Raw genomic sequence first — 22,528 nt, 5'->3', positions numbered from 1 at the left:
CTACCGCTCCAGCTGAAAGCCAGGTTCCAGCCGCGGACGCTGCGCAGCATTGGCTACAGCAAAACCGGTGGCATACATCCATCGGGTAATTTTGGTAAGCTTTTCTATGTTGATGCTGGCTGCTTCATCGCCCGGCGTGTGGTACAGGGGATGCGGCAAAGAGCTGAAGAATAAAGCAGGAATATTCTTTTTAGCATAAGGAAAATGATCGCTGCGGAAATACCAGCCCTCAGGGTGTGAGGCTTTATCCCACGCGGTATCCAGCTTAAACCGCAGCCCCTTTTCATTTTCACGCAGCGCAATATTTACCAGGTCTGCCGAGCTGCGGTGCGGCGGTACTACCCCCAGTAAAGCTGCGCTATCCGGGGCATTGTTACCGATCATATCCCCGTTTAACACCGCTACAATAGCTTCCCGCGGCACTAAAGGATGATCTGCAAACCAGGTGGAACCAAACAATCCCCGCTCCTCGGCCCCATGCCATACAAACAAAGCGGAACGCTTTCCAGGCTTTTGATGAAATGCGCGGCCAATGGCCAGCAGCGCTACGCTTACCGTAGCATTATCATCGGCCCCGTTGAAAATAGAATCTTTGCCCGGTGTAATATTACGTACCCCATCATGATCCTGGTGGCCGCTAAACAGCACATACTCATTGGCCAGCTTTGGGTCACTGCCCTTTACTTTAGCCACTACATTCACGGAAGGGTAGGTGAAATTCTCAGAAAAGATCTGCGCATCTACCTGCTGGTTGGGTGTACGCACCAGGTCCAGCGCTTCCTTTTTTAGCCAGATGATGGGAATACCATTTAACAGCTGCCGGTGAAAAAGGCTGCCCTCTATCTGGTAAGAGCCCCTGTTGGCATATTCGGAACCCCGCGCCCAAACCTTATCTGCCAGGTCATCAGAAACAAACACGATGGCCTTAGCGCCTTTGGCAGCCAGCTTTTTAGCCCAGAAGCTGATAACAATAGCACCATACCGCATGGGCACATGTACCCGCGGATCATTAATACCTTTATCTGAGAACTGCAGGGCCACTACTTTACCATTTACCGCAGCATCTGTAACCGTAGCCGGATCATCAACAAACACCAGCGGCGCATGTACCGCTGCAAAAGAAGGTTCATACACAATAGCATCTTTCCACAGCACAAACGAACGGCTGCCAATGGTAATGGTGCTGCGCGTACTTACACGCTCGCGTATTAAAGGAAAGAACTGGAAATAAGTACCATCCTCCCCGGCCGGCTCCAGTCCTGCTTTACGCGCCTCTTCCGCCAGCCATACGGAGGCTTTCAGCTCATCCAGCGTACCAGCTTCCCGGCCACGGAAGTAATCATCCGCCATGCGGTACAGGTCCCGTTTAAGATCAGCTGCCTGTATAGGATCTTGTTTCACCTGCGCCAATACGGTGCCGGCAGTGAACAGCAACATAACAAAACTGGAAGCGGTTTTCATTAGTCTACTTATTTAGTAGATAAAAATAATACATTCCGTTTTATTTTCTTCAAACCGTATCTTTAATAGTTCCACATAAAATTGTGCGTATGACCCGATCAACTTCCGTTCGTTTTATATTGTTATTGCTTGTGCTTACCGGCATTGGCTTTCGCTGCCTGTCGCAGGATACCGTGACCATACAGGTGCACCTGGACCAGCCCAAAGGCCCTATGACGCCCATTTGGGCCTGGTTTGGCTATGATGAGCCTAACTATACCTACATGAAAGACGGGCAAAAGCTGCTTACTGAAATTTCGCAGCTAAGCAAAGTACCGGTGTATGTAAGAACACACAGCCTTTTAGTGACCGGCGATGGTGAGGCGGCTTTAAAATGGGGATCTACCAACGCCTATACGGAAGATAAAAATGGTAACCCTGTATATGACTGGACCATTACTGACCGCATATTTGATACTTATATAAAACGCGGTATGAAACCACTGGCACAGATCGGGTTTATGCCGCAGGCATTGTCTGTAAAGCCCGAGCCTTACCGGCACCACTGGCAGCCGGACCATCCGTATGACGAAATTTTTACCGGCTGGGCCTATCCGCCTAAAGATTATAAAAAATTTGCGGCGCTGGTATATGCCTGGGTGCAGCATTGCGTGGCACGTTATGGCAAAAAAGAAGTGGAAAGCTGGTACTGGGAATTATGGAATGAGCCTAACATTGGCTACTGGAAAGGCACTACAGAAGAATACATTAAATTATATGATTACACGGCCGATGCAGTTAAACGTGCATTGCCCACTGCGCGTATAGGCGGCCCTGAAGTAACCGGCCCTAACTGGAAAGATGCGGCCGACTTCCTGAAAGCTTTCCTGGACCATGTGGTGAACGGCACCAACTATGTAACCGGTAAAACCGGCTCCCCGCTGGATCTGATCTCCTTTCACGCCAAAGGTGCGCCTACGCTGGTAAATGGTGTAGTGCAAATGAACATGGGCACACAGCTACGCGATATTGATAAAGGCTTTGAAATAGTAGCCTCCTACCCCACGCTGAAGCATTTACCCATTATCATTGGTGAATCAGACCCCGAAGGCTGTGCCGCCTGTTCTGAAAAATATCATCCGGAAAATGCCTACCGCAACGGCACCATGTATAGCAGCTATACGGCAGCCTCCTTTGCCCGCAAATACGAGCTGGCAGCGGCCCGCGGCGTAAACCTGGCCGGCGCTGTTACCTGGGCTTTTGAGTTTGAGGACCAGCCCTGGTTTGCCGGTTTCCGCGACCTGGCCACCAATGGCGTAGATAAACCGGTGCTGAACGTGTTCCGTATGTTTGGCAAAATGCAGGGGAATCGTGTAGCCGTTAGCGGGGCGCTGGCATATGACTTTATTAAAATAAAAGATTCCAGCGTACGTGGCCCACAACCGGATATTAACGCCCTGGCCACAAAAGATGCCCGCACGGCTGCCGTAATGGTCTGGAACTATCATGACAATAACAGTCCGGCGCCGGCTACCCCTGTTAGCATTACTATTCAGGGCATAACAGCTAATAAAGTACGGCTGCAGCAATACCGTATTGATGCTGCCCACAGCAATGCCTATGAAGCCTGGAAACAAATGGGATCACCCAGGCAGCCTACACCGGAACAAATAACAACCTTGGAAAAAACAGGACAGCTGCAGGTTACCAGTGATCCGGAAACATTACCTGTAAATAACGGCGCAGCTGTAGTGCGCCTGCAGCTGCCGCGGCAGGCGGTGGCCCTATTCCAGCTTTCCTGGTAAAAGCAGCTTATACCTATGAGCATTCAGGCATTATTACTGGTTATTATTGCAGCGGTATTACATGCTGCCTGGAACCTGATCACCAAACAGGTGAACGGTAAGCTGCCCTTTTTCTGGCTGGTATCGCTGGCAGCCAGTATCATATGCGTACCCTTTCTTTTGTTACAATCTTCGCCGGTGCGGTTCACCTGGACGCAGACCGTATTGATCTTTGCCCTGGTAAGCGCTATCCTGCACCTGTTATATTTTGTGCTGCTGCAAACCGGTTACCGCAAAGCAGACCTGTCTGTAGTGTACCCCGTAGCGCGGGGTGCAGGGCCACTGTTTTCTGTAACAGGCGCAGTGCTGCTATTCCATGAAAAGCCAGGCCTGCTGGCCATCACCGGAATTTGCCTGATCATTGCAGGCGTAATTGTAATGACGGGTTTTAAAGTAACCAAGAACACGCGGGTGGCTACGGGTTTACAATATGGTTTACTCACGGGCTTATTCATTGCCATGTACACGCTATGGGATAAGGCAGCCGTGGTGGATTATCATGTATCTGCCCTGTTTATCACCTTTGCCTCCATGCTGCTGCCGCTGTTATTATTAATACCGGTAATGCTTAAACGGCGGCAGGAGGTGGCGGAAGAAGCCCGCCTGCACTGGAAGCAGGTAATAATGGTAGCCGTTTTTCAACCCCTCTCCTACCTACTGGTGCTGATAGCGCTAAAAACCACGCCCATTACGTATGTGGCTCCGGCGCGTGAACTGAGCATTGTGGTAGGCGTATTCTTTGGCACCAATCTGCTGAAAGAAGCAGATGCAAAAAAACGTATAGTAGCTGCCGTGGTAATACTGGCAGGCATTGTATTACTGGCAATAGGGTAATTTATTTTTGATCTATTTGCAGGGAACTATCGTTGATCACAAACGGAAAATGTTTTAACAGGTTCAATACTTCAGCGCCGGCCAGCAATACCGGCCCATAACCATGAGCGGCGTATACATTTACCGGGCGGTAATAATAAAATGCCGGGTCAAAAGCCATACCGGTGCCCACGCAGGTACCTTCTACCTGCCCCTTATCATTTACTTTGGTAGCTACTGCATTCCAGGCCAGTAATGCTGCCGGGCCATAGGCCATGGCATTCAGCCAGCCTTTATTAATACCGCGTGCATAACAGTATGCATAAATAGCCGTGGCAGAGGTCTCCAGGTAAGAATCATTACGGTCCAGCAGCTGATGCCAGAAACCCTGACCGGTTTGATAGCTGGCCAGCCCTTTTGCCAGTGCGCGGAACTGCGCCAGCACAGCGGGTTTGCCCGGGTGAGTATCCGGCAGCACTTCCAGCAGCTCTGTCATAGCCAGGAAGGCCCAGCCATTGGCGCGGCCCCAGTGAAATTGTGGATGCACATCCATGTCCTGCACCCAGCCATGCATATACAATCCTTTTTCTTTATTGAACATGCGTTGTGAAAATTGCAGCACCTGTTTTACCGCATCATCAAAATAAGCACGCTTTCCGGTAAGCTTGCCCATTTGCGCCAGGGCCGGCACGCTCATATACAGGTCATCCAGCCAGAGTGTATTTTTCTGCGGGCGGTTGCGGGCCAGGGTACCATCCGGCAGGCGAAATTCTTTATGGGATATGTAATCAATATAATGATCTGCCAGGGGCCGCAAATTAGCCTGGCCGCCGGTTTGCAGCGTTTTAACCACTGCAGCGCACATAGCGCCGGCATCGTCCAGGGCGTGGGGGAAAAGCACGGCCCGCAGTGGGTTGGCATTGTTACCGGGTTGCCGGTATAATTTGCTGAAAGCCGGTTGTGCATCCGCAATAAAGTGGAGGCGTTTTTTCGTGTAGGCGGTAAAGGTAGTATCGCCGGTGGCTTCCCCGGCCAGTAACATTCCGCAGTAGGTAACACCCCATTCATAGCTGGTAAGGCGGAAAGCCCCCTGCTGCCAGGTGGTATTTTCATTCACTGCAGCAAAGTCTTTTACCGGCCGCCCGGAAACCTTATCCACCAGCTGCGCTGGTGTAACGGTATCTAAATAATGATAAATGCGGTACAGCACCTGCTTTACCTGATCTGCTGCGGGAGCGCCGTAAGGAACTGCGTAATCAGGTTGCAGGGCATGTAAAGGAGTGGTTACATCGTTACCGCCGGACTGTGGATATACAACAGATGAAACAAATAATAAACAAAGCAGGGAAATAAGTTTTGCAGCTTTCATAACATGGACGTATCTAAGTATTTAAATATACCCAAATACCCATTCAGGGGTATCCTATACTGTCCCGGTAGGTCATAAAAAAACTGAACGCTTAACAGTTTTACCGTTAAGCGTTCAGCATCTCTGCATTACTACACTCAGCACCATCCCTGGTCATGCCGTTTTGGGTTTCCTTCTCTTCCTGTACATTCACAAATGGATGCGGCATGGAAGGGGATCAAACCGCTGCATAATTCAACATCCTCAACACTAATTGCACTGATGTAGCGTTCTGTCTTGTTATTATATTTCAAATGATATGCCGGACTGCCGTATTATTTCATATAGCCGGTAACTATAGCAATATCAATCCATAAGGAGTGGCAGGATGCTATAGCCAATGGTTAACACAAATAGCAGTGTTGCATTTTCTATAATTATGTGGAGATACCTGCCCATCAGGTATGGCGGTACAAATACTGTAAGAAGCTAATGAAGAAATAGCGCCGGCATAATACCTTCTGATATAACAAAATGCCCAGTACGGCGCATATAATACCGGCCAGTACATCCAGCACATAATGGTGGCTGGTGTACACTGCGGCAAACCAGATGCCCAGCGTTACAATAGTAGACAGCACACGGAAGAAAATGCTTTTACTCTTCCAGGAAAATACCCATACGATCAGCGGATAGGCCGAGTGTAAGGAAGGCATAGCCGCAAATACATTAGAGCTTTTGGCGTAAATGCTATGGAAAATATTCACCTGGAAAAAAGTATCAAAACGGGCCAGGCCGGCGGTGTTACCGGGGGTGTGTACATGCAGCACATACCCATATTGCTGTACGTACCAGGGTGCAGCAGCAGGGTAAGTATAATATACAACAAAGCCCAGCAGATTAGTAAGAAAGAAGATCAGCGCAAAGTGGAAGAACTGCATGCGGTTGGTATAAAATAAATATACCGCAAAAGCCAGTGGTAGTGGGATCCAGCACAGGTAAAACAAACCGCACAGCACATCCAGGAAGGTATGGGAATGTGCCAGCCAGTATTCACTGGGGGTAAGCACGGTACCGCCGGAATGAATGCCGAAAATACTTTTTTCCGCATTGTAAATGCTTTCTATATGCACCGTTCCAAACTGATAGTTGGGAAAAGCCTTCATATAGTCAAACACGATCCAGTAAATGATAAAGATGGAAAAACCTATGATAAACTTGCGCGTAGGACGCGAAATATAGAATGCCCCGTTAAACAAACCTACCAGCACCAGCTGATCGCTCTTGAAGCCCACCAGTAAGGTTGACAGCAGCAGGTATGCTACGCTGAGCAGCGTAGTAATCAATACTGTTTTGCGATCAAAGAATGGAATAGGTGTGACAGTTGAAAATGAATCCATTTTACTTCTTTATAAAATCCGACCCAAGGACCTTATCCCACAGCGCCGAACTTACGCCGTAACCCTTGGTTGGATCTGAATAGTGGTGCAGCATATGATGCTTTTTCAGCTTCATCCAGAGCTTATTTTTAAAATTCAGATGGTGAAAAGCATAATGCGATATATCATAGCAAAGATACCCTAACACAAAACCCGGGTAAAACGCATACAGGTATGCTTCGCCTACAACCGCTCTAAAAAGGAAATAAAAACCAATGGCCAGCGGAATGCTTACGGAAGGCGGCAGCACCAGCCTTAACCTGTCATTGGGATAGTCATGATGCACCCCATGAAAAATGAAATGAAGGCGCAGCCCCCACTTGGATTTAGGTATAAAGTGAAACACCCAGCGGTGCATAATATATTCCGTAATGGTCCATAAAAATAACCCGGCAGCAAAACAGCCAATGAAAGGCAGTATGCCCATACCTACTACGACAAAGGCCCGCCAGATGCAATACAGGATCACCGGTACGTACAGGATCAGCGGTACCGTAAAGTGCACTTTTGATAAGGCTTCCATCCATCCCTGCTTAAACATGCGGACGGATTCCTCGGAATTGGATACATAATTCTTTTTCATCCCGTTAATATATTTTGTGTTACCCGTGTGGTGAGCGGATAACAGTCTTTTCTATGGTTTAAAACGTTCTGTTTTTACTGCGCCGGTAGCAGGGTCTGTACCATTCAGCTCCACATATACAACATTAGGCACCCAAAAGGTACCGCCTTCTATCTGGATCCAGATGTTATTTAACAAAGCCATGGTATTACTGATCTTCATGTACATCTGGTACTGGCCTTTGTCAGACTTCATCAGGTACATAGGACGGCCGTCATAGGCAACGGATTTGATCTCGTACTTTTCTGCAGACAGGCGTTTTACCTTAATACCGTATGCAAATTTACGCTGAATAAAATTTAATCCCTTTTTTGTTCCTCCTTCTGTGTACCGCAGCCAGTAAACATTTACCGGGTCGTCCTCATCCAGGGTACCATCCGATTTCAGGTTCAGATCGTACACCACGGTATTGGAATTGGGCGTACGCTGCAGGTAGTATAACATGTGGGGAATGCCGGTAGGGACCGGGAACTTAGGCCGTTCCGGCCCGCCAGCATGAGCGCCAATGCCGGTAAGCAGTATTATAAAAATACCGATCACGGCAATCAGTTGTTTACCAGGCGTTTTGCTTTTATGTTCTTCCATGATCTGTTCTTTTTCCAGCGACCGTTTGGCTTCCCGCAGGCGGTTAATGGCCGTAATGTTGCTCATGATAGCCAAAACGGTGATCGGAACTGTAAAGATAGACATGGTTTCAAATACATGAAACGGTATGCCCGGTATAAATAATTTATATCCGCCGCCAATGTAATGACTGGCAATGCCACAGCCTAAGGCTGAAAGGGCAATAAGCACCACCCGCTCCGGCCGCTGCATAAGGCCGCCTTTACATTCAATACCCAGCCCTTCTGCCCGCGCCCGGGTGTAGCTTACCATCATAGACCCGATCAGGGCAATAAAGGCAAACAGGGAGCTGAGGAAATAGTGGTGCGCCACCAGGTAATAACAAATACCCAGGAACAGCACCAGCTCGCTATAGCGGTCCAGCACGGAATCGTACAGGGCGCCAAATTTGGAGCTCATTTTACCCAGGCGGGCCACCTGCCCGTCCAGCATATCAAACAACCCCGCAAAAAGGATCAATGCGCCGGCCCAGCCCACGTAGGACAGGTCGCCACGGTTACTTTTTTCTGCCCCCACTATAAATATGATGGCTACGCCAATATTCAATATCAAACCTATGGTAGTGACCGCATTGGGCGTAAGGCCTATTTTTATTAAACCCTTTACCACGGGATTAATGACCACATAAATGCCCTGCTGCAACTTATCTCTGAATGTGCTCTTTTTCATCCGTTAATATTTAAATTTTTCAGGCCGGATCACCCTACATCGCATATAGTTGATCTAATTTTAATTATGCAAATGTCTGCTTAAAAATCCAATCTTACCCGGGTTCTTATCCCCCAGGAAGAAATATCCGGGTGGTCCAGGTAAGTAAACCGTTTAACCAGGTCTACCCGGATCAGCCTGAATATGTTTGCAATACCCACACTCCCCTCTATATAAGGCTTTTTACCCAGGGTGTAGGTAGAAAGTATGCCATTCTTATCCACCGGGAATTTGAACAGCGTAGGGTCGTTCTCCGGACGGTTCTCATCCCGCAGGCCGCCATATAATATTTTACCGGCCGCCACCTCACGTAACTTCAATCTTTTCAGCAAAGGTATTTTATTGAAAATAAATCCGTTAAAGTGGTGGTCAATGTTTAAGCTAACATAATGATCGCTCACAAACTCCAGGAAGTTCATTAAGTTATAGGATTCCAGCTGGTAAGCATAGGTTTGGTTGGCGTGGTGGATACTGAGCAGCGGAAAGGGCACCTTTCCAAAGGTATAGCCACCTTCAAACACCACCTCGCTATAACCTATGGGCGACAGGTAGAACATTTTGTAAATGTTCAGCGTAACATTCTGGTAGTTATACTGGCTGCCAAAAACACCCTTTACGCCTGCAGTACCCCGCAGCAAAAAAATGGGGTATTTATTGGGAATGGGTACCCGGAACTGTTTGCCCTGGTAAAACTGCTCATGCGGCGCCCAACGGAACTCCAGCGAAAACTCACTGGTTTTTACCCTCTGTATACTATCGGGGAAACCGCCCACCGGCTGCCCTTTTATGTATGCCAGGCTACCTGCCGGTGACTGCGCCCAGTACTTGAACCCGAATTTAAAAGACGTATGGTTCACCAGCTCATGCAGGTAATTAACATTGTAAATATCGTTGTACAGCCATTTATCGTTGTTACCGCGTTTAAATGACAACAGGAAGTTATCTTCCTGGATGAACTGCAGCTGCTGACCGGGGATCTGCATATCATGCTGGTAGTTGGCAGAAAGCGAGCGCACCGGGAATTCCCAGATGGAACGGTGTGTGAAGGAGTAAGTGCCGCCAAAGTAATATTTCCACTTTTTATCCTTAAAACCATAAGCACCATACGATTCCAGGTAAATGCTCTTATTGAACTTAGGCGTGGTACGGCCGCCCAAACGCAGGCGGAATCCTTCAACCGGGTTAAAGCTGTAAAAAGTATTTACCGGGCCTACTTCTATGGGTCCAAAACCCTTATAACCGGCCAGCAGCAGGGTAGCTATATCCATGGTGCGGCGGAAGGACCGGGTGTGCTGCAGGCTATCGATATTGGCGTAAACCTTTGATTCTGCTGTGGTAAGAGTATCATGCCGGTAGTGCACCCAAAAGCTGTCGGTTGTTTTATCCGCGCTATCTGCTTTTACAATGGGGTTGCCCTTATAAAAATCATCCGGCATGGGCTTATTAGCCACAAAATCCCGGAGCGATACCGTTCGTTCGCCATAAATACCGCCCTTACCACTGGTAAACATGCCCATATCTGCCATCAGCGTACGCTTGCTGGTACGGTAGCGGCCATTGGGCATTTTCTCAAACTCCTGCATAATGCGGAAACTGCGGATCCAGTTAAGGTTGGTATGCTTATTCCCCGTCATATCGGCGCGCTGCACAGCATAATGCCCATCGGCAGTAATGAACAACTTGCCCTGCAGCAGCAGATCGGTTTGGTTACGGGGCACAAATGACAGCTCAATGAGCTTGGTACTATCTTCCGTATAAAGGGTATCGGTAATAAAGTATTTATAAAAAGTGGGGCCGGCGTTGGAAATAGGACTTAAGAACTGGTTGGTGAACAACATCAGGTTATTGTCGTAAATATCAAAGTCCTGGTAAATATGGTTCAGGTACTGGCTCATACCTGCGTTATCAATATAACTTTCGTCAAAACTTACCTTTTTATCGCCACGTACAAATGTTTTCTTTTTCTCGGGGTTACGGCGGTAATATACGTCGGCAATATTTTCTTCCAGGTAAATGGGCAACAGGGATTTACCTTCCACTTTTGTGGTGTCCCGGTTATCCATTATGAACTTGTATTTACGCAGCAGCCGGTTAGGCCTTTCCCTGTCAGATGCGCTGCTGAGCGCAAACTGCAGCTTCTCATACTGGTTATACTGCGCATAATCAAGGCCTTCAATACGGTTGCTGTCCCGGTGGTCCAGCACCAGGCGGATGAGCTCTACTGCCGGGTTATCCTTATTGCGGTAACGTGCAGTTTTTGCACCTTTAACAATCACCTCTCCCAGCATGCGGGAAGTACTTTCCAGCCGTACGTTCACGGTTTGTTCTGTACCAATATTGATCTTTACCTTAAAGGTTTTGTAGCCCAGGCTGGCAACATGTATACTGTCATACCGGCCGGTGAACTCCAGGGTGAACTTACCATTCATGTCTGTGGATGTTCCAATGGCGGTACCGGGAATAAATACGTTTACAAAAGGCATCGGTGCCTTTTGCTTTGCGTCTGTAATAGTTCCTTTAATGGTGGTGTTTTGTGCGGATAAGCGCACCGAACAAATGGTTAACAACAATAACAGCGCAAGGCCAAATTTTTCCAAGCTATACTTCATAAGCTTATTCATCTGAAAACAAATTTCTTTTGCAATACATAGTTATATCCAATGCCAACTATTAAACCGGTTATAACTTTAGATACCCGGTAGTCCAAACCCATGTAATGCGTGAACATGAAAACTCCCGCTGCATTTAACAGGAGGTTGCCGGACCAGACCAGCGCGTATTTAATAAATTGCCATTCTACTTTCCCATCGGCAGCGTTAAACGCCCAAAGCCGGCCTAACATAAAATTAAGTACACCACCGGCTATGGTACCTGTAATACTACCTGCCAGGTACCACCAGCCAAAAAAATCCACCAAAACGATTGTGGTCAAATAGTCGAAAGCGGTGGCTGCCAAAGATGATGCCTGCGCTTTCAGGAAGGTTGCCATTCTCATCAGAATAATCTGGCCCCCCTATACACCACTTGTAACAGCACATTTGCACAAATACCGGCCAGCACATCATCCAGCATTACCCCCCAACCGCCCGGCAGGCGTTCTGCCCGCCTGATGTACAATGGTTTGGTAATATCAAAAATGCGGAACAGGATCAATCCTGCTACCACATATGGTATGCTTAAAGGCACCATCAGTAAGCTGATGCACATGCCTGCTACCTCATCTATTACTACCTTTTGATTGTCCTTACCCCAAAAAGCTTCCACCTTATTACCGCTCCATACGCCCAATACCGTAATAAAAGCGGTTACCGCCCATTGCATTGCAATATTGGGGATCTCCCCAACCTGGAGCGTATACCAGCAAATAGCGGTTACTACTGCTGCCAGCGTACCTGCTCCTTTGCCAACATAACCTATTCCCAGGCTGGTGGAGATCAATTGATGGAACCTGTTCATTTTTAAGCTTCGCCTTCTTCGTAATAATCCAGGCCAAGGTGTGTGATCAGGTCCTCGCCCATCATATAACGTAAAGTATTTTCCAGTTTTATTAATTGTTTGAAAATATCATGCTCCGGTCTCAAACCAGGCGCTGTTTGCGGTGATTTGAAGTAGAATGACAGCCATTCCTGTACCCCTTCCATACCGGCTCTTTTAGCCAGGTCAATGAATAAAGCGAGGTCCAGTACGATGGGTGCTGCCAATATTGAATCGCGGCACAGGAAATTTATCTTTATCTGCATCGGGTAGCCCATCCACCCAAAAATGTCAATGTTATCCCAGCTTTCCTTATTATCGCCACGGGGCGGATAATAGTTGATACGGATCTTGTGATACAGGTCACCGTATAGCTCGGGGTTTAGATCAGGACGGAAAATATCTTCCAGCACCCCTAGTTTGGATACTTCTTTTGTTTTAAAGTTATCCGGATCATCCAGCACCCATCCGTCGCGATTGCCCAGGATATTGGTAGAAAACCAGCCCTGAACGCCCAGCGCCCTTGCGTGCAAACCGGGTGCCAGAATGGTTTTCATGAGAGTTTGGCCGGTTTTGAAATCTTTACCGCCAATAGGGGTATGGGTTTCTTTAGCCAGCTGTACCAGTGCCGGAATATCGCAGGTAAGGTTAGGCGCGCCATTACAGAAGGGTACGCCCAGTTTCAGCGCTGCATAAGCGTAGATCATGCTGGGGGCAATGCGGCTGTCATTGTCCTTTAAGGCCTGCTCAAATTTTGCCAAAGTGTCATGAATATCGGCCGCTTCATGGAAAATTTCCGTGGAGCCGCACCATACCAGTACAATACGGTCGCAATTATGCTGAGCCTTAAAATTCTTAATATCGTCCATTACGGCCAGTGCCAGGTTGTACTTGGTATCGTATTCCTTTACGTGGGTACCGTCCAGGTTCTTTACAAAGTTTTTATCAAAAGCGGCGGTCATGGGTACCAGCGCTTCCAGCTCCGGCTGAATGGCTTTTAACAGGTAGGGGTCCAGTACGCCTGCTTTACGGGCGGCTTCATACACATTATCTTCATACACATCCCATCCGCCAAACACAATGTCATTTAAGTCTGCCAGGGGTACAAAATCTTTGATCTTGGGGCTTCTGTTCTCCGTTCTTTTACCCAGGCGTATGCTGCCTGTTTGGGTAAGGGAACCGGTGGGTTGGGAAAGGCCTTTTTTAACTGCTTCAACGCCGGCTATTACAGTAGTTGCTACTGCGCCCAGGCCGGGGATGAGGATTCCCAGCTTGCCTTTTGCGTCCTGAACTTGTTGTTTCTTTGCCATCTTTAATTGGTTTTAGCTGTCGCACGGTACCTTTCCCCTGATGCCAGTACGGCATCGGCAGGTTTGCTACCGGTTTCAGCTCAATTTTTCGTTTTGTGGTTTTATAAAAGAACTGTTACCTATAACCATTTATTTTCTTTATACCACTGCAGCGTTTCAGCCAGCCCTTTTTCAAGGTCATATTCCGGCGTATAAGGCAGGTTGTTCCGGCCTTTTTCAATGCTGCAATTCCAGTTGGGCGCGGTTAGCTCATTCAGCTTTTCTTTGTTGAGCGCCGGCGCTTTCCCTCCGGAAGGCATTTTTTCGAGTATGCCCGCTATTACCTCTACTATTCCATACGGAACATGGAATTTAAGGGTGTTTTTCTTTAGCAGCTTTTTGGTGATGTCTGCCAAAGCATAACGGTCATACACATTTCCATCTGACAAGTTGTAGGTACCCAGGCAAGGTGATGTAAGCGCACTGATCGCGGCCTTTGCCAGGTCTTTAGCGTACAGAAAGCTGAAGCGTTGCTGCTTTCTGCCAATGTATGGTTCCCATCCGCGGGCGATCATTTTGAACATAATGAATATGTCTTTGTCGCGGGGGCCATATACAGCGGTGGGACGTAAGGTAATTAAGGGAAGTCCCTCTATTTGCTGTAAATATTTTTCTGCTAACAGTTTACTTCTTCCATAGGCCGTTACCGGCTGCGGTGCACTTTCTTCCAGCAAAGGGGCCTGCGCTTCATATGCAATGGGCCCCAGGGCTGCCAGGCTGCTGATGAACACAAACCGTTTAATGGGTGCTTTGGCATTTTTAATAGCCAATGCAAGGTTTTGTGTATAACCTGCATTCACCGCATTGTACTCTTCTTCGGAAAAGGCTTTGGTAATGCCGGCGCCATGTATCACATAATCATACTGATGCTCTTCCAGCAATTTCCTTATGGCTTCTTCACTCCTGAAATCCGGGGAAACGTATTGTACGGCCAGCCCTTCCAAATGTTTTACCTGGCTGGAGGCCCGAACAGCTGCGTGTACTTCCAGTCCGGCTTTTAACGCAGCTTCAATCACATGAAATCCCACAAATCCACTGGCACCTGTAATAAGAACTTTTTGTGTCACCTTTTATTGTTTATCTGAGGTTTAATGTTCAAAGTTTGACAATGCGATCTACGTTCAAACTTCAAACCTAAAGCCTCAAATCGCCTTTTCATATATCCGGTACGTCTTATATACCTTTCCGTTGATGTGCTCTACGGCGCGGTTCATCATCTCATTGCCTTCCAGCACCCAGCTGGCTTCGGCCCACTTCATACCTTTTGCAAGGCCTTTTTCCATGATAGAGCCGTAAAAGCAGGCTTCAATCCCCATTTTACGGTACTCTTCCAGCACACCCAGCACCATTACACGGAGAGAATTTATTTTTTTGCGGCCGGTCAGCAGCTTGATCAAACCGGTGGGGAATAAACGGCCCCGCTTAATTTTGATCAAGATCTGGTTTATATCCGGAACACAAATGGAAATGCCGATCAGTTTCCCATTCAGCTCTGCCAACTGGATGAAATCCGGGTCGGCGATCAATTTCAGATCTTTGGCAGTATAGTCAAATTCCTCCCGTGTCATGGGTACAAATCCCATGTTCTTATCCCAGGCGGCATTATATACTTCACGGATGCGTTCTGCCTCCGCTTTGAAATCTTTCATGTTAATATTACGGATGGTGACACCCCGCTGAGACAAACGTTGTTTCAGGAGGTTCATCATTTTCAGCGCCTTATCATTAAACGCATCTTCCGTAATCTTATATGCATAGAGGTCTACCTTTTTCTGCAGGCCCTGCCGGTCTATCAGATCCAGGTAATAAGGTTTGTTGTACGTCATCATAGCTACCGGTGGGCTGTCAAACCCATCTACCAGCAACCCGCAGGTCTCATTAGTAGAAAAGTTCACCGGCCCTATCATAGTGCGGGTGCCTTTTTCCTTTAACCACTGCTCAGCGGCCTGGAATAAGGAGGCAGCTACGCCTTCGTCATTAATGCTGTCAAAGAAACCAAAGAAACCGTCGTTTGCTTTATTGAACTCGTTATGATTTTTATTGAGGATGGCGGCTATCCGGCCCACGATCTTATTATCCCTCCAGGCTAAGAAAAGCTGCAGGGTGGAATGTTTGTGGAAAGGATGCTTACCGGGTGTTAGCAGGTCGCGCTGGGCTATATGCAGTTCCGGCACGTAATAAGGATCGTCCTTATAAAGATCGTGCGGGAAGTCTATGAATTGAGCCAACTGTTTACCTGTATGCACGGGTTGTATGGTTACCCCTTGTGCTGTTGTAAGCGGTTTACGCTGCTGCACCGGCGTTGCCTCCGTCATATTTTTTCTTTTAAGGTGATGATGTCCAGTTTTGCGAAAGCTTCCTTCATTTTATACACCGCTTCTTCGATCTGGTCAAAAGTATGTGTAGCCATGAGGGAGAAGCGCAGCATTGTTGCATCAGCAGGTACGGCAGGCGGTACTACGGGGTTTACGAACAACCCGTTATCCTGCAGCATTTTTGCGATGGCAAAGGTTTTTTCATGATCCCTTACATATACAGGAATAATAGGGGATGCGGTGGGTCCCAGCTCAAAACCTTCTTCCATTAACAGGTCCTTGGCGTAATTGGTATTAGCCCACAGTTTTTCAATGTGCTCAGGTTCTGTTTCTATAATATCTAAAGCGGCCATTGTACTGGCTACTGCAGCCGGCGTCATGCTGGCGCTGAAGATCAGGGAACGGGCGCTGTGTTTCAAATATTCAATGGTATCTGCATCGCTGGCCAGGAAACCACCCAGGGAAGCAAAGGATTTGCTGAAGGTGCCCATGATCACATCCACCTTGTCTGTTAAGCCAAAGTGAGAAGCGGTACCGGCGCCTTTTTCACCTACCACACCTAATCCATGCGCATCATCTACCATTATACCGGTATTATACTGCTCGGCCAGGGCTACTATCTCCGGCAGGCGGGCCAGGTCGCCCTCCATGCTGAACACACCATCCACTACGATCAGCTTATTCACCTCAGGGGGCAAACCTTTCAGCTTGGCTTCCAGGTCGTCCATATTATTGTGGCGGTACTTGATCACCTTGGAGTAGGACAGGCGGCTGCCATCAATAATAGATGCATGATCATACTCATCGAGGATGATATAGTCGTTACGGCCGGTTAAGCTGGACAATGCGCCCAGGTTAGCCTGAAATCCGGTGCTGAACAGAATTGCCTTCTCTTTCCCTACATAACGGGCCAACCGGTCCTCCAGCTCAATATGAAGATCCAAAGTACCATTGAGGAACCTGGAACCGGCGCAACCGGTGCCGTAGGTGTCTATGGCTTTTTTGGATGCTTCCTTGATCCTTGGATCGTTGGTAAGCCCCAGGTACGAGTTGGAGCCAAACATTAGCACCCTCTTCCCATCAATAATCACCTCCGTGTCTTGAGCAGATGATATAGGCCTGAAATACGGATATATACCTTTTTCCTTGGCAATAACTGCCTCTTTTACAGGTAGCCTCTTGTACATTAATTAATATGCTTAGCTGTGAAAATCGTACGCGTAATTTGCTTATTGCTTGTCTTAAAAGCCTTTAGATTTGTTCGACTAAAAAACTTTTAATGTCCAAAAATACAATTCTTAAACATTTCTTAACAAAAAATTTTGCGGCCAGGTTTGTTTTTCCATAGGGATATTGCTCATTTTCAATAGGTTAAATATTTTTTTTAATTATTTTGACTCTGTTCAAAGTGGGCACATATATATTAATTATTCCTGGAATAGAAAAAAGCTTAGGACATAATACCCAAAAATGAATTTAACCGCAAATTAAAAACGAATTACACAAATTGTAATTACCAATTCGTGTAATTCGTTGTAATTTTTTTATTGGGGCCTGTCCGGCCCGGTAAATTATCCTTTTATAAACTCAGTATTGGCAGTCAGGGTCACTTCTTCGCTCAGCATTGCATTCGGATATTTGGTACCGAAAGAGAAATCAGAACGTTTGATAGTACCGGTTACTTTAAAGCCTGCTACTGTTTTCTTGCTCATGGGATTTACGGTAGTACCGCGCAGGGTAGCATCCAGGGTAACGGGCTTGGTAACGCCATGCAAGGTCAGATCGCCGGTTACTTTGTACTTGTTGTCACCTACTTTCTGTACAGATTTGCTTTTGAAGGTAACGGTCTTGTATTTGGCTACGTCAAAGAAATCTTCTGTTTTCAGGTGTGCATCGCGTTTTTCGTTGTCAGTGCTTACGCTGTTGGCGTCTGCAGTCAGCTCAACTACAGCATCGGAAAAATCTTCTTTGGAAGAAGTGATCTTTGCTTCAAAATTGGTAAAAGCGCCATCTACATCAGAGATCATCATGTGGGTGATGCTGAAACCTAATTTAGAGTGAGCGGGATCCAGGGTCCAGGTTTGTGCAAAACTGGCCAGGGAAAAAATAGTGCATACTGCGAAGATCAGGGCGGTCTTTTTCATTGTGTGTTTTATTTTTTGTTTTTATAATTGAATAAAGGCTATGCTTTACATCCTTTAATGAAACCGGATATAAGATCCTGTAATACCAGCCGGTTCAGCTCCTCATTATTGGCCGGGCCAATGATGTTAATGGATACCAGCCCGTGGATCATGGACTGGAAGGCCTGGAACTTTAAAAAAGGGTCTGCAACCCCGTTCCCGTTCTGTTTTATGATATGCTCAATAGTACACCGGATTACATCCATACACTCTCCTACTTCCGGTATTTTGCGCGCACTTTCACAGGTAGGTATGCCCAGGCTGAACATGAGCTGGTAATATTGCTTATGCTGAAAGGCAAAATCCCAGTAAGCCCTTCCAATAGCTTCCAGCTGCTGTTCGGCATCCGTATGCTGCTGCCTGGCGTTACGAAGCTGGTTTTCCAATAGCTGAAAACCTTTTTTATTAAATTCTGCGATGATCGCATCCTTATTTTCAAAATGGTCGTACACCACCGGCACGCTGTATTCTATAGCTTCTGCAATTTTACGTATGGATAGCGCAGCCCAGCCTTCCTCGTGCACCAGGTGCCAGGCGGCATCCAATATGCCGGTCCGGATCTCCTCCCGCTGCCTTTGTTTACGTTCTGCAATACCCATGTGCTATAAAATTGTTGAATTCTGGGAGATGAGGTTTATAATTGCCCATCCTTCCATTTTAATCGCCCTTTAGAAATCCTAACGGTGTTAGCAAAAGTAAGAGGAATAATTCGTTTCAACAAATATTATTTTTGCTTTATCTTTATTTTCGACTTTTAAAGTATTTTGGTCCGAAAGTCAGTTAAAGTTTGGTACTTATCGTTTTTTCTAGGTAGTTTTGAGTGGAACGATTTTAAACCTACAATGACAACACTGGCCAAAGACGAAGTGATCAAATCCGATATACTGGAGGAAGCGGCGAAGCTTTTCCGGCACTATGGCTTGCAGAAGACTACCATGGAAGATATTGCGAGAGCGGTTGGTAAAGGCAAGAGTACACTGTATTACTATTATAAGAATAAGGAGGAGATATTTGATGCGGTGATCCGTAAGGAAAAGAACATGATGTTCCGCAACATACAGGAATCCGTAAGCAGGGAAGAGAGTGCGGTTAAAAAGCTGGAAGCCTTTACCCGCAGCAAGATGCGGGAGATTAAGCGGATGACCACTTTATACCAGGTGGTGGCCAGTGAGCTAAAGATCTGTAATGAGCTGGAAACGAGCATACGCAGAAATTACGACTGTACGGAGATAGAAATTCTGAAAAGCATTTTGCAGTACGGGGTTGTTACCGGCGAATTTCCAAACTATGATCAGCAGGATATAGGAATGCTGGCCTTTTTACTGGTAAATGCACAACGGGGTGTAGAAACGGCCCTGGTAATGGATCAAAAGCTGGATGAGATCGGGGAAATGATGGACTTCCTGGTGTCCATACTGATGAATGGTATCAGAAGGTCCTAAAAAAATTTGCCCGTTACTCGACCGGAAAACGATAATATTCTAATTTTTCATCGTATATAATTGCTGTTACTACAGTGTAACAGTTGTAGGTTTAGGCAATAAGCCGGAATAATCCTGTTCCGGCTTTTTTTATGGCCTGTTCATTAGCCATAACGCGGGAATGCATTAAAACAGTATACTTATCCAGCTCTATTGTGTAATAATTTGTTTTACTCCTTCTGAACATGGCCCTGTTAAAGGATTTAGGGTTTGGGGGGATCGCCAACCTGAGATTCATCGATTTTTCCGTTTTGCGTAAACAGTTTTCCCGATTGGAGTTCCAACAAATATTCAGGGGGCGTTCCTTTGCGGCGAAAACAAGTATACTTTATCACATGCCAATTTCGACCAACCGGCAGCTACTGACTGCAGTTTTTATTCTCTTGTCATTGAATGTTTTAGCACAAACGTCTATAAAAGGAGTTGTGAGGGATCTTAACAACACCCCTGTACAAAAAGTAAGCGTTATTTTACTCAATAAACAGCATAGCACCACTACCGATACTACCGGCGCATTCCTTTTCAGCGATCTGCCGGCGGGAAAATATACCATCCGCTTTACCCATACCGGTTTTGCCGCAGATCAGAAAACCCTTACCCTGAACCAGGGCGAAACCCGGGTAGTAGACCTGGTGCTGGTGCCCTCTACAGAGCAGCTGCAAACCGTAGAGATCACCGGCCGTAAAGAAGCGGGTTATAAGAACACCAACTCTTTCATAGGCAGTAAAACCGCGACTCCCCTGAAGGAGGTGCCGCAGGCTATTTCCTATGTAACAAAAGAACTGATGCAGGACCAGTCTGCCGTTCGGGTAGGCGATGTGGTTAAAAACTTCAGCGGCGTGAACCAGTTCACCTTCTACGATGATCTGACCGTTCGCGGATTCCGTATTAACGGGGGCAGCACCACACAGCTCTTAAATGGTATGCGCACCTTTACCGGCTTTTGGAAACAGCCCATGGTAAACTACCTGGAGCGTGTAGAAGTGATCAAAGGCCCTGCCTCCGCGCTGTTTGGCAATGCCTCTCCCGGTGGTACCGTAAACCGTGTTACCAAAAAACCGCTGGAAGAATCCCGCAAATCCCTGAGCTTTACCACCGGCAGCTTTAATACTACCCGTGCACTGGCCGATTTTACAGGCCCGCTGAACGATCAAAAGACCATCCTGTATCGTTTAAACCTGGGATATGAAAATGCACAATCGTTCCGCGACCTGCAGTTTGATAAGAACATTGTAATAGCGCCCTCCATCTCATTTCTGCCTACTTCCCGCACCAGGCTGAATTTTGATGCGGTATATAACAAATCCAACAGCCGCTTAGACCGCGGCCAGTCTGTATTTAACGGCACTGACCAGAAAGCGCTGTACACCACGCCCACCTCATTGGCCCTGAATGCGGTGAATGATCACCTGGACGAGGAGAATTTTACGGTTATGACCTCCCTGACCCACCAGTTCAGCAACAAGCTGGCATTTAACCTTTCGTATCTGCGTACGGGTTATATACAGGACCTGGTGGAGAACCGGAGCGCCAATTCCTATGCTGTAGACTCTTCCGGTAAGCCTATTGGCAACCTGGTGGCCAGGCAGGCATTCATCCGCCAGTCAAAACAGTTCAGCGATAACGTATCGGCCTACCTTACCTATGACCTGAATACCGGCAAGCTGGCTCACAAGCTGCTGCTGGGCTATGACTATGCCCAAAGCACGCTGCCTCCCGGATCTTCCCAGCAGACAGCCAACGGCTACCTGAAAAAAGACGGTACTGCCGGCGCTTATAATGCCAAGAAGAAAGATGATTACGTGTTCTACAACTATAAAGTAACAGATACACATGGGAAACCTATCCGCAACAGTGCAGGCACCGCAGATTCTGTGCGGTATATTCCCAAACCTAACGTCCCTTCCTACGACCTGATCTTAAGGAATAACCAGCTGGAGGATATGACGAAGTACATCTTCACTACGGCTGCCAACAGCGCTACCGTGCCGGTTTTTGGCGGGTTAAGCGGCTTTTATGCACAGGACCAGGTGAAGCTGGGACCGGTGCAGGTATTACTGGGTGTGCGTTATGAGCTGTATACTGATAAAGCCAACTATAAAACCGATAGCGTAAGAAATGTGCGCCAGCATGCCTTTTTACCGCGTATAGGCGTGGTGTATACCCTTACTCATAACGTTAATATCTATGGTATTTATACGGAAGGTTACAACCCGCAGGACCCTGCGGTGCAGGCCAACCGTTTAACCGGCGGCCCGTTTGATCCTATTACCAGCAACCTGGTAGAAGGTGGTTTAAAAACAGAATGGCTCAGCGGCCGTTTAACGGCTAACCTGGCGGTATACCGCATTCGCCAGAAAGGTACTTTGTACAATGCTTCTGATGCTAACAATCCTGACCTGATGATACAGGTAGGTGAAGAAGAGGCTAAAGGCGTGGAACTGGATGTAACCGGGCAAATAGCGCCTAACTGGGATGTAGTGGTAACCTATGCTTATAATGATGCCAAGATCACCTCATCCGGCAAAACGGATGCTGACCTGGTAGGCGTGCAAAAGCCAAATGCCCCAAAACAACAGGGTAATGTGTGGACCAAGTATACCATTCCCGCCGGCCCTGCTAAAGGCTTTGGCATAGGCGCAGGCGCCAACTTTGTTACAGAAAGGAATGTGAGCCTCAGCAAAACACAGAACCTTCCCGGTTATGCTTTGCTGAACGCGGCTTTGTACTATAAGGTGAATAAAGTGCAGGTGCAGTTTAACCTGAATAACATTGGCAATAAGGTTTACTGGGTGGGCGGATATGACTATCTTCGCCTTTTCCCGGGTGCGCCCCGTAACTGGCAAGCTACGGTATCGTATACTTTTTAAGGCGGAATGCTGAATGCT

18 protein-coding genes are annotated in these 22,528 nt (G+C 47.2%); 4 read left to right on the top strand and 14 right to left on the bottom strand.

All coding sequences use genetic code 11. The features are described 5' to 3' along the window. Positions 1-1,461 (bottom strand): M28 family metallopeptidase, encoded by a 1,461-nt coding sequence (locus tag BMZ54_RS24185; protein ID WP_089918290.1) that lies wholly within the window; start codon positions 1,459-1,461, stop codon positions 1-3. Positions 1,462-1,550: 89 nt separating this feature from the next. On the opposite strand from BMZ54_RS24185, the gene BMZ54_RS24180 reads away from it, so the two are divergent. Together BMZ54_RS24180 and BMZ54_RS24175 are read left to right on the top strand one after the other, a co-directional pair. Beyond that, a complete protein-coding gene (locus tag BMZ54_RS24180) occupies positions 1,551-3,245 on the top strand; it encodes a GH39 family glycosyl hydrolase (protein ID WP_089918289.1) in 1,695 nt (564 codons plus the stop codon). Between the two features lie 15 nt (positions 3,246-3,260). After that, on the top strand, positions 3,261-4,118 hold the full coding sequence (locus BMZ54_RS24175) for a DMT family transporter (protein ID WP_089918287.1): 858 nt from the start codon (positions 3,261-3,263) through the stop codon (positions 4,116-4,118). A 1-nt stretch (position 4,119) separates the two neighbouring features. On the opposite strand, the gene BMZ54_RS24170 is transcribed toward BMZ54_RS24175, so the two are convergent. From BMZ54_RS24170 to BMZ54_RS24110, 13 genes are all read right to left on the bottom strand, one after another. After that, complete coding sequence (locus BMZ54_RS24170) at positions 4,120-5,466, bottom strand: glycoside hydrolase family 88/105 protein (protein WP_089918285.1); 1,347 nt, start codon at positions 5,464-5,466, stop codon at positions 4,120-4,122. A 437-nt stretch (positions 5,467-5,903) separates the two neighbouring features. Further along, positions 5,904-6,845: a phosphatase PAP2 family protein gene (locus tag BMZ54_RS24165; protein ID WP_089918283.1), complete on the bottom strand. Its 942-nt coding sequence runs from the start codon at positions 6,843-6,845 to the stop codon at positions 5,904-5,906. Position 6,846: 1 nt separating this feature from the next. Beyond that, positions 6,847-7,467, bottom strand: coding sequence for a sterol desaturase family protein (locus tag BMZ54_RS24160; RefSeq protein WP_089918281.1), 621 nt, complete (start codon positions 7,465-7,467; stop codon positions 6,847-6,849). 51 nt (positions 7,468-7,518) lie between these two features. Next, the gene (locus BMZ54_RS24155; protein WP_089918279.1) at positions 7,519-8,799 is read right to left on the bottom strand and encodes a DUF4833 domain-containing protein; all 1,281 of its coding nucleotides are present in this window, start codon (positions 8,797-8,799) and stop codon (positions 7,519-7,521) included. An 80-nt stretch (positions 8,800-8,879) separates the two neighbouring features. After that, a complete protein-coding gene (locus tag BMZ54_RS24150; protein ID WP_202909341.1) occupies positions 8,880-11,447 on the bottom strand; it encodes a DUF5686 and carboxypeptidase-like regulatory domain-containing protein in 2,568 nt (855 codons plus the stop codon). Between the two features lie 8 nt (positions 11,448-11,455). Next, positions 11,456-11,827 carry a GtrA family protein gene (locus BMZ54_RS24145; protein ID WP_162277657.1) on the bottom strand — a complete coding sequence of 124 codons (372 nt, stop codon included), beginning with the start codon at positions 11,825-11,827 and terminating at the stop codon, positions 11,456-11,458. Between the two features lie 5 nt (positions 11,828-11,832). Beyond that, a complete protein-coding gene (locus tag BMZ54_RS24140) occupies positions 11,833-12,294 on the bottom strand; it encodes a phosphatidylglycerophosphatase A family protein (protein WP_089918274.1) in 462 nt (153 codons plus the stop codon). A gap of 2 nt (positions 12,295-12,296) precedes the next feature. Further along, positions 12,297-13,622 (bottom strand): inositol-3-phosphate synthase, encoded by a 1,326-nt coding sequence (locus BMZ54_RS24135; protein WP_089918272.1) that lies wholly within the window; start codon positions 13,620-13,622, stop codon positions 12,297-12,299. A 119-nt stretch (positions 13,623-13,741) separates the two neighbouring features. Further along, positions 13,742-14,728, bottom strand: coding sequence for an NAD-dependent epimerase/dehydratase family protein (locus tag BMZ54_RS24130; RefSeq protein WP_089918270.1), 987 nt, complete (start codon positions 14,726-14,728; stop codon positions 13,742-13,744). 75 nt (positions 14,729-14,803) lie between these two features. Further along, complete coding sequence (locus BMZ54_RS24125) at positions 14,804-15,976, bottom strand: hypothetical protein (RefSeq protein WP_089918268.1); 1,173 nt, start codon at positions 15,974-15,976, stop codon at positions 14,804-14,806. Continuing rightward, positions 15,973-17,163, bottom strand: coding sequence for a serine palmitoyltransferase (spt, locus tag BMZ54_RS24120; protein WP_089918266.1), 1,191 nt, complete (start codon positions 17,161-17,163; stop codon positions 15,973-15,975). The genes BMZ54_RS24125 and spt overlap by 4 nt, the downstream gene beginning before the upstream one ends. A 384-nt stretch (positions 17,164-17,547) precedes the next feature. Next, positions 17,548-18,120, bottom strand: a complete 573-nt coding sequence (locus tag BMZ54_RS24115; RefSeq protein ID WP_089918264.1) for a YceI family protein — start codon at positions 18,118-18,120, stop codon at positions 17,548-17,550. Positions 18,121-18,158: 38 nt separating this feature from the next. Continuing rightward, entirely contained in the window at positions 18,159-18,758 is a 600-nt protein-coding gene (locus tag BMZ54_RS24110; RefSeq protein WP_089918262.1) for a TetR/AcrR family transcriptional regulator, read from the bottom strand. A gap of 243 nt (positions 18,759-19,001) precedes the next feature. On the opposite strand from BMZ54_RS24110, the gene BMZ54_RS24105 reads away from it, so the two are divergent. Further along, positions 19,002-19,601: a TetR/AcrR family transcriptional regulator gene (locus BMZ54_RS24105; protein ID WP_089918260.1), complete on the top strand. Its 600-nt coding sequence runs from the start codon at positions 19,002-19,004 to the stop codon at positions 19,599-19,601. Positions 19,602-19,975: 374 nt separating this feature from the next. Beyond that, positions 19,976-22,510, top strand: coding sequence for a TonB-dependent siderophore receptor (locus tag BMZ54_RS24100; protein WP_089918258.1), 2,535 nt, complete (start codon positions 19,976-19,978; stop codon positions 22,508-22,510). The last annotated feature ends 18 nt before the right edge of the window (positions 22,511-22,528 follow it).

It is taken from the genome of Chitinophaga rupis (genome assembly GCF_900109685.1).
Taxonomy (GTDB): domain Bacteria; phylum Bacteroidota; class Bacteroidia; order Chitinophagales; family Chitinophagaceae; genus Chitinophaga; species Chitinophaga rupis.
Note: the sequence above shows the minus strand (reverse complement) of the source record. Positions and strands in the feature narration are given on the sequence as shown.

What these genes read in the sequence shown, in the direction of transcription:
- BMZ54_RS24185 (WP_089918290.1), bottom strand. Translation starts at nt 1,461, where the DNA reads ATGAAAACCGCTTCCAGTTTTGTTATGTTGCTGTTCACTGCCGGCACC.
- BMZ54_RS24180 (WP_089918289.1), top strand. Translation starts at nt 1,551, where the DNA reads ATGACCCGATCAACTTCCGTTCGTTTTATATTGTTATTGCTTGTGCTT.
- BMZ54_RS24175 (WP_089918287.1), top strand. Translation starts at nt 3,261, where the DNA reads ATGAGCATTCAGGCATTATTACTGGTTATTATTGCAGCGGTATTACAT.
- BMZ54_RS24170 (WP_089918285.1), bottom strand. Translation starts at nt 5,466, where the DNA reads ATGAAAGCTGCAAAACTTATTTCCCTGCTTTGTTTATTATTTGTTTCA.
- BMZ54_RS24165 (WP_089918283.1), bottom strand. Translation starts at nt 6,845, where the DNA reads ATGGATTCATTTTCAACTGTCACACCTATTCCATTCTTTGATCGCAAA.
- BMZ54_RS24160 (WP_089918281.1), bottom strand. Translation starts at nt 7,467, where the DNA reads ATGAAAAAGAATTATGTATCCAATTCCGAGGAATCCGTCCGCATGTTT.
- BMZ54_RS24155 (WP_089918279.1), bottom strand. Translation starts at nt 8,799, where the DNA reads ATGAAAAAGAGCACATTCAGAGATAAGTTGCAGCAGGGCATTTATGTG.
- BMZ54_RS24150 (WP_202909341.1), bottom strand. Translation starts at nt 11,447, where the DNA reads ATGAAGTATAGCTTGGAAAAATTTGGCCTTGCGCTGTTATTGTTGTTA.
- BMZ54_RS24145 (WP_162277657.1), bottom strand. Translation starts at nt 11,827, where the DNA reads ATGGCAACCTTCCTGAAAGCGCAGGCATCATCTTTGGCAGCCACCGCT.
- BMZ54_RS24140 (WP_089918274.1), bottom strand. Translation starts at nt 12,294, where the DNA reads ATGAACAGGTTCCATCAATTGATCTCCACCAGCCTGGGAATAGGTTAT.
- BMZ54_RS24135 (WP_089918272.1), bottom strand. Translation starts at nt 13,622, where the DNA reads ATGGCAAAGAAACAACAAGTTCAGGACGCAAAAGGCAAGCTGGGAATC.
- BMZ54_RS24125 (WP_089918268.1), bottom strand. Translation starts at nt 15,976, where the DNA reads ATGACGGAGGCAACGCCGGTGCAGCAGCGTAAACCGCTTACAACAGCA.
- spt (WP_089918266.1), bottom strand. Translation starts at nt 17,163, where the DNA reads ATGTACAAGAGGCTACCTGTAAAAGAGGCAGTTATTGCCAAGGAAAAA.
- BMZ54_RS24115 (WP_089918264.1), bottom strand. Translation starts at nt 18,120, where the DNA reads ATGAAAAAGACCGCCCTGATCTTCGCAGTATGCACTATTTTTTCCCTG.
- BMZ54_RS24110 (WP_089918262.1), bottom strand. Translation starts at nt 18,758, where the DNA reads ATGGGTATTGCAGAACGTAAACAAAGGCAGCGGGAGGAGATCCGGACC.
- BMZ54_RS24105 (WP_089918260.1), top strand. Translation starts at nt 19,002, where the DNA reads ATGACAACACTGGCCAAAGACGAAGTGATCAAATCCGATATACTGGAG.
- BMZ54_RS24100 (WP_089918258.1), top strand. Translation starts at nt 19,976, where the DNA reads ATGCCAATTTCGACCAACCGGCAGCTACTGACTGCAGTTTTTATTCTC.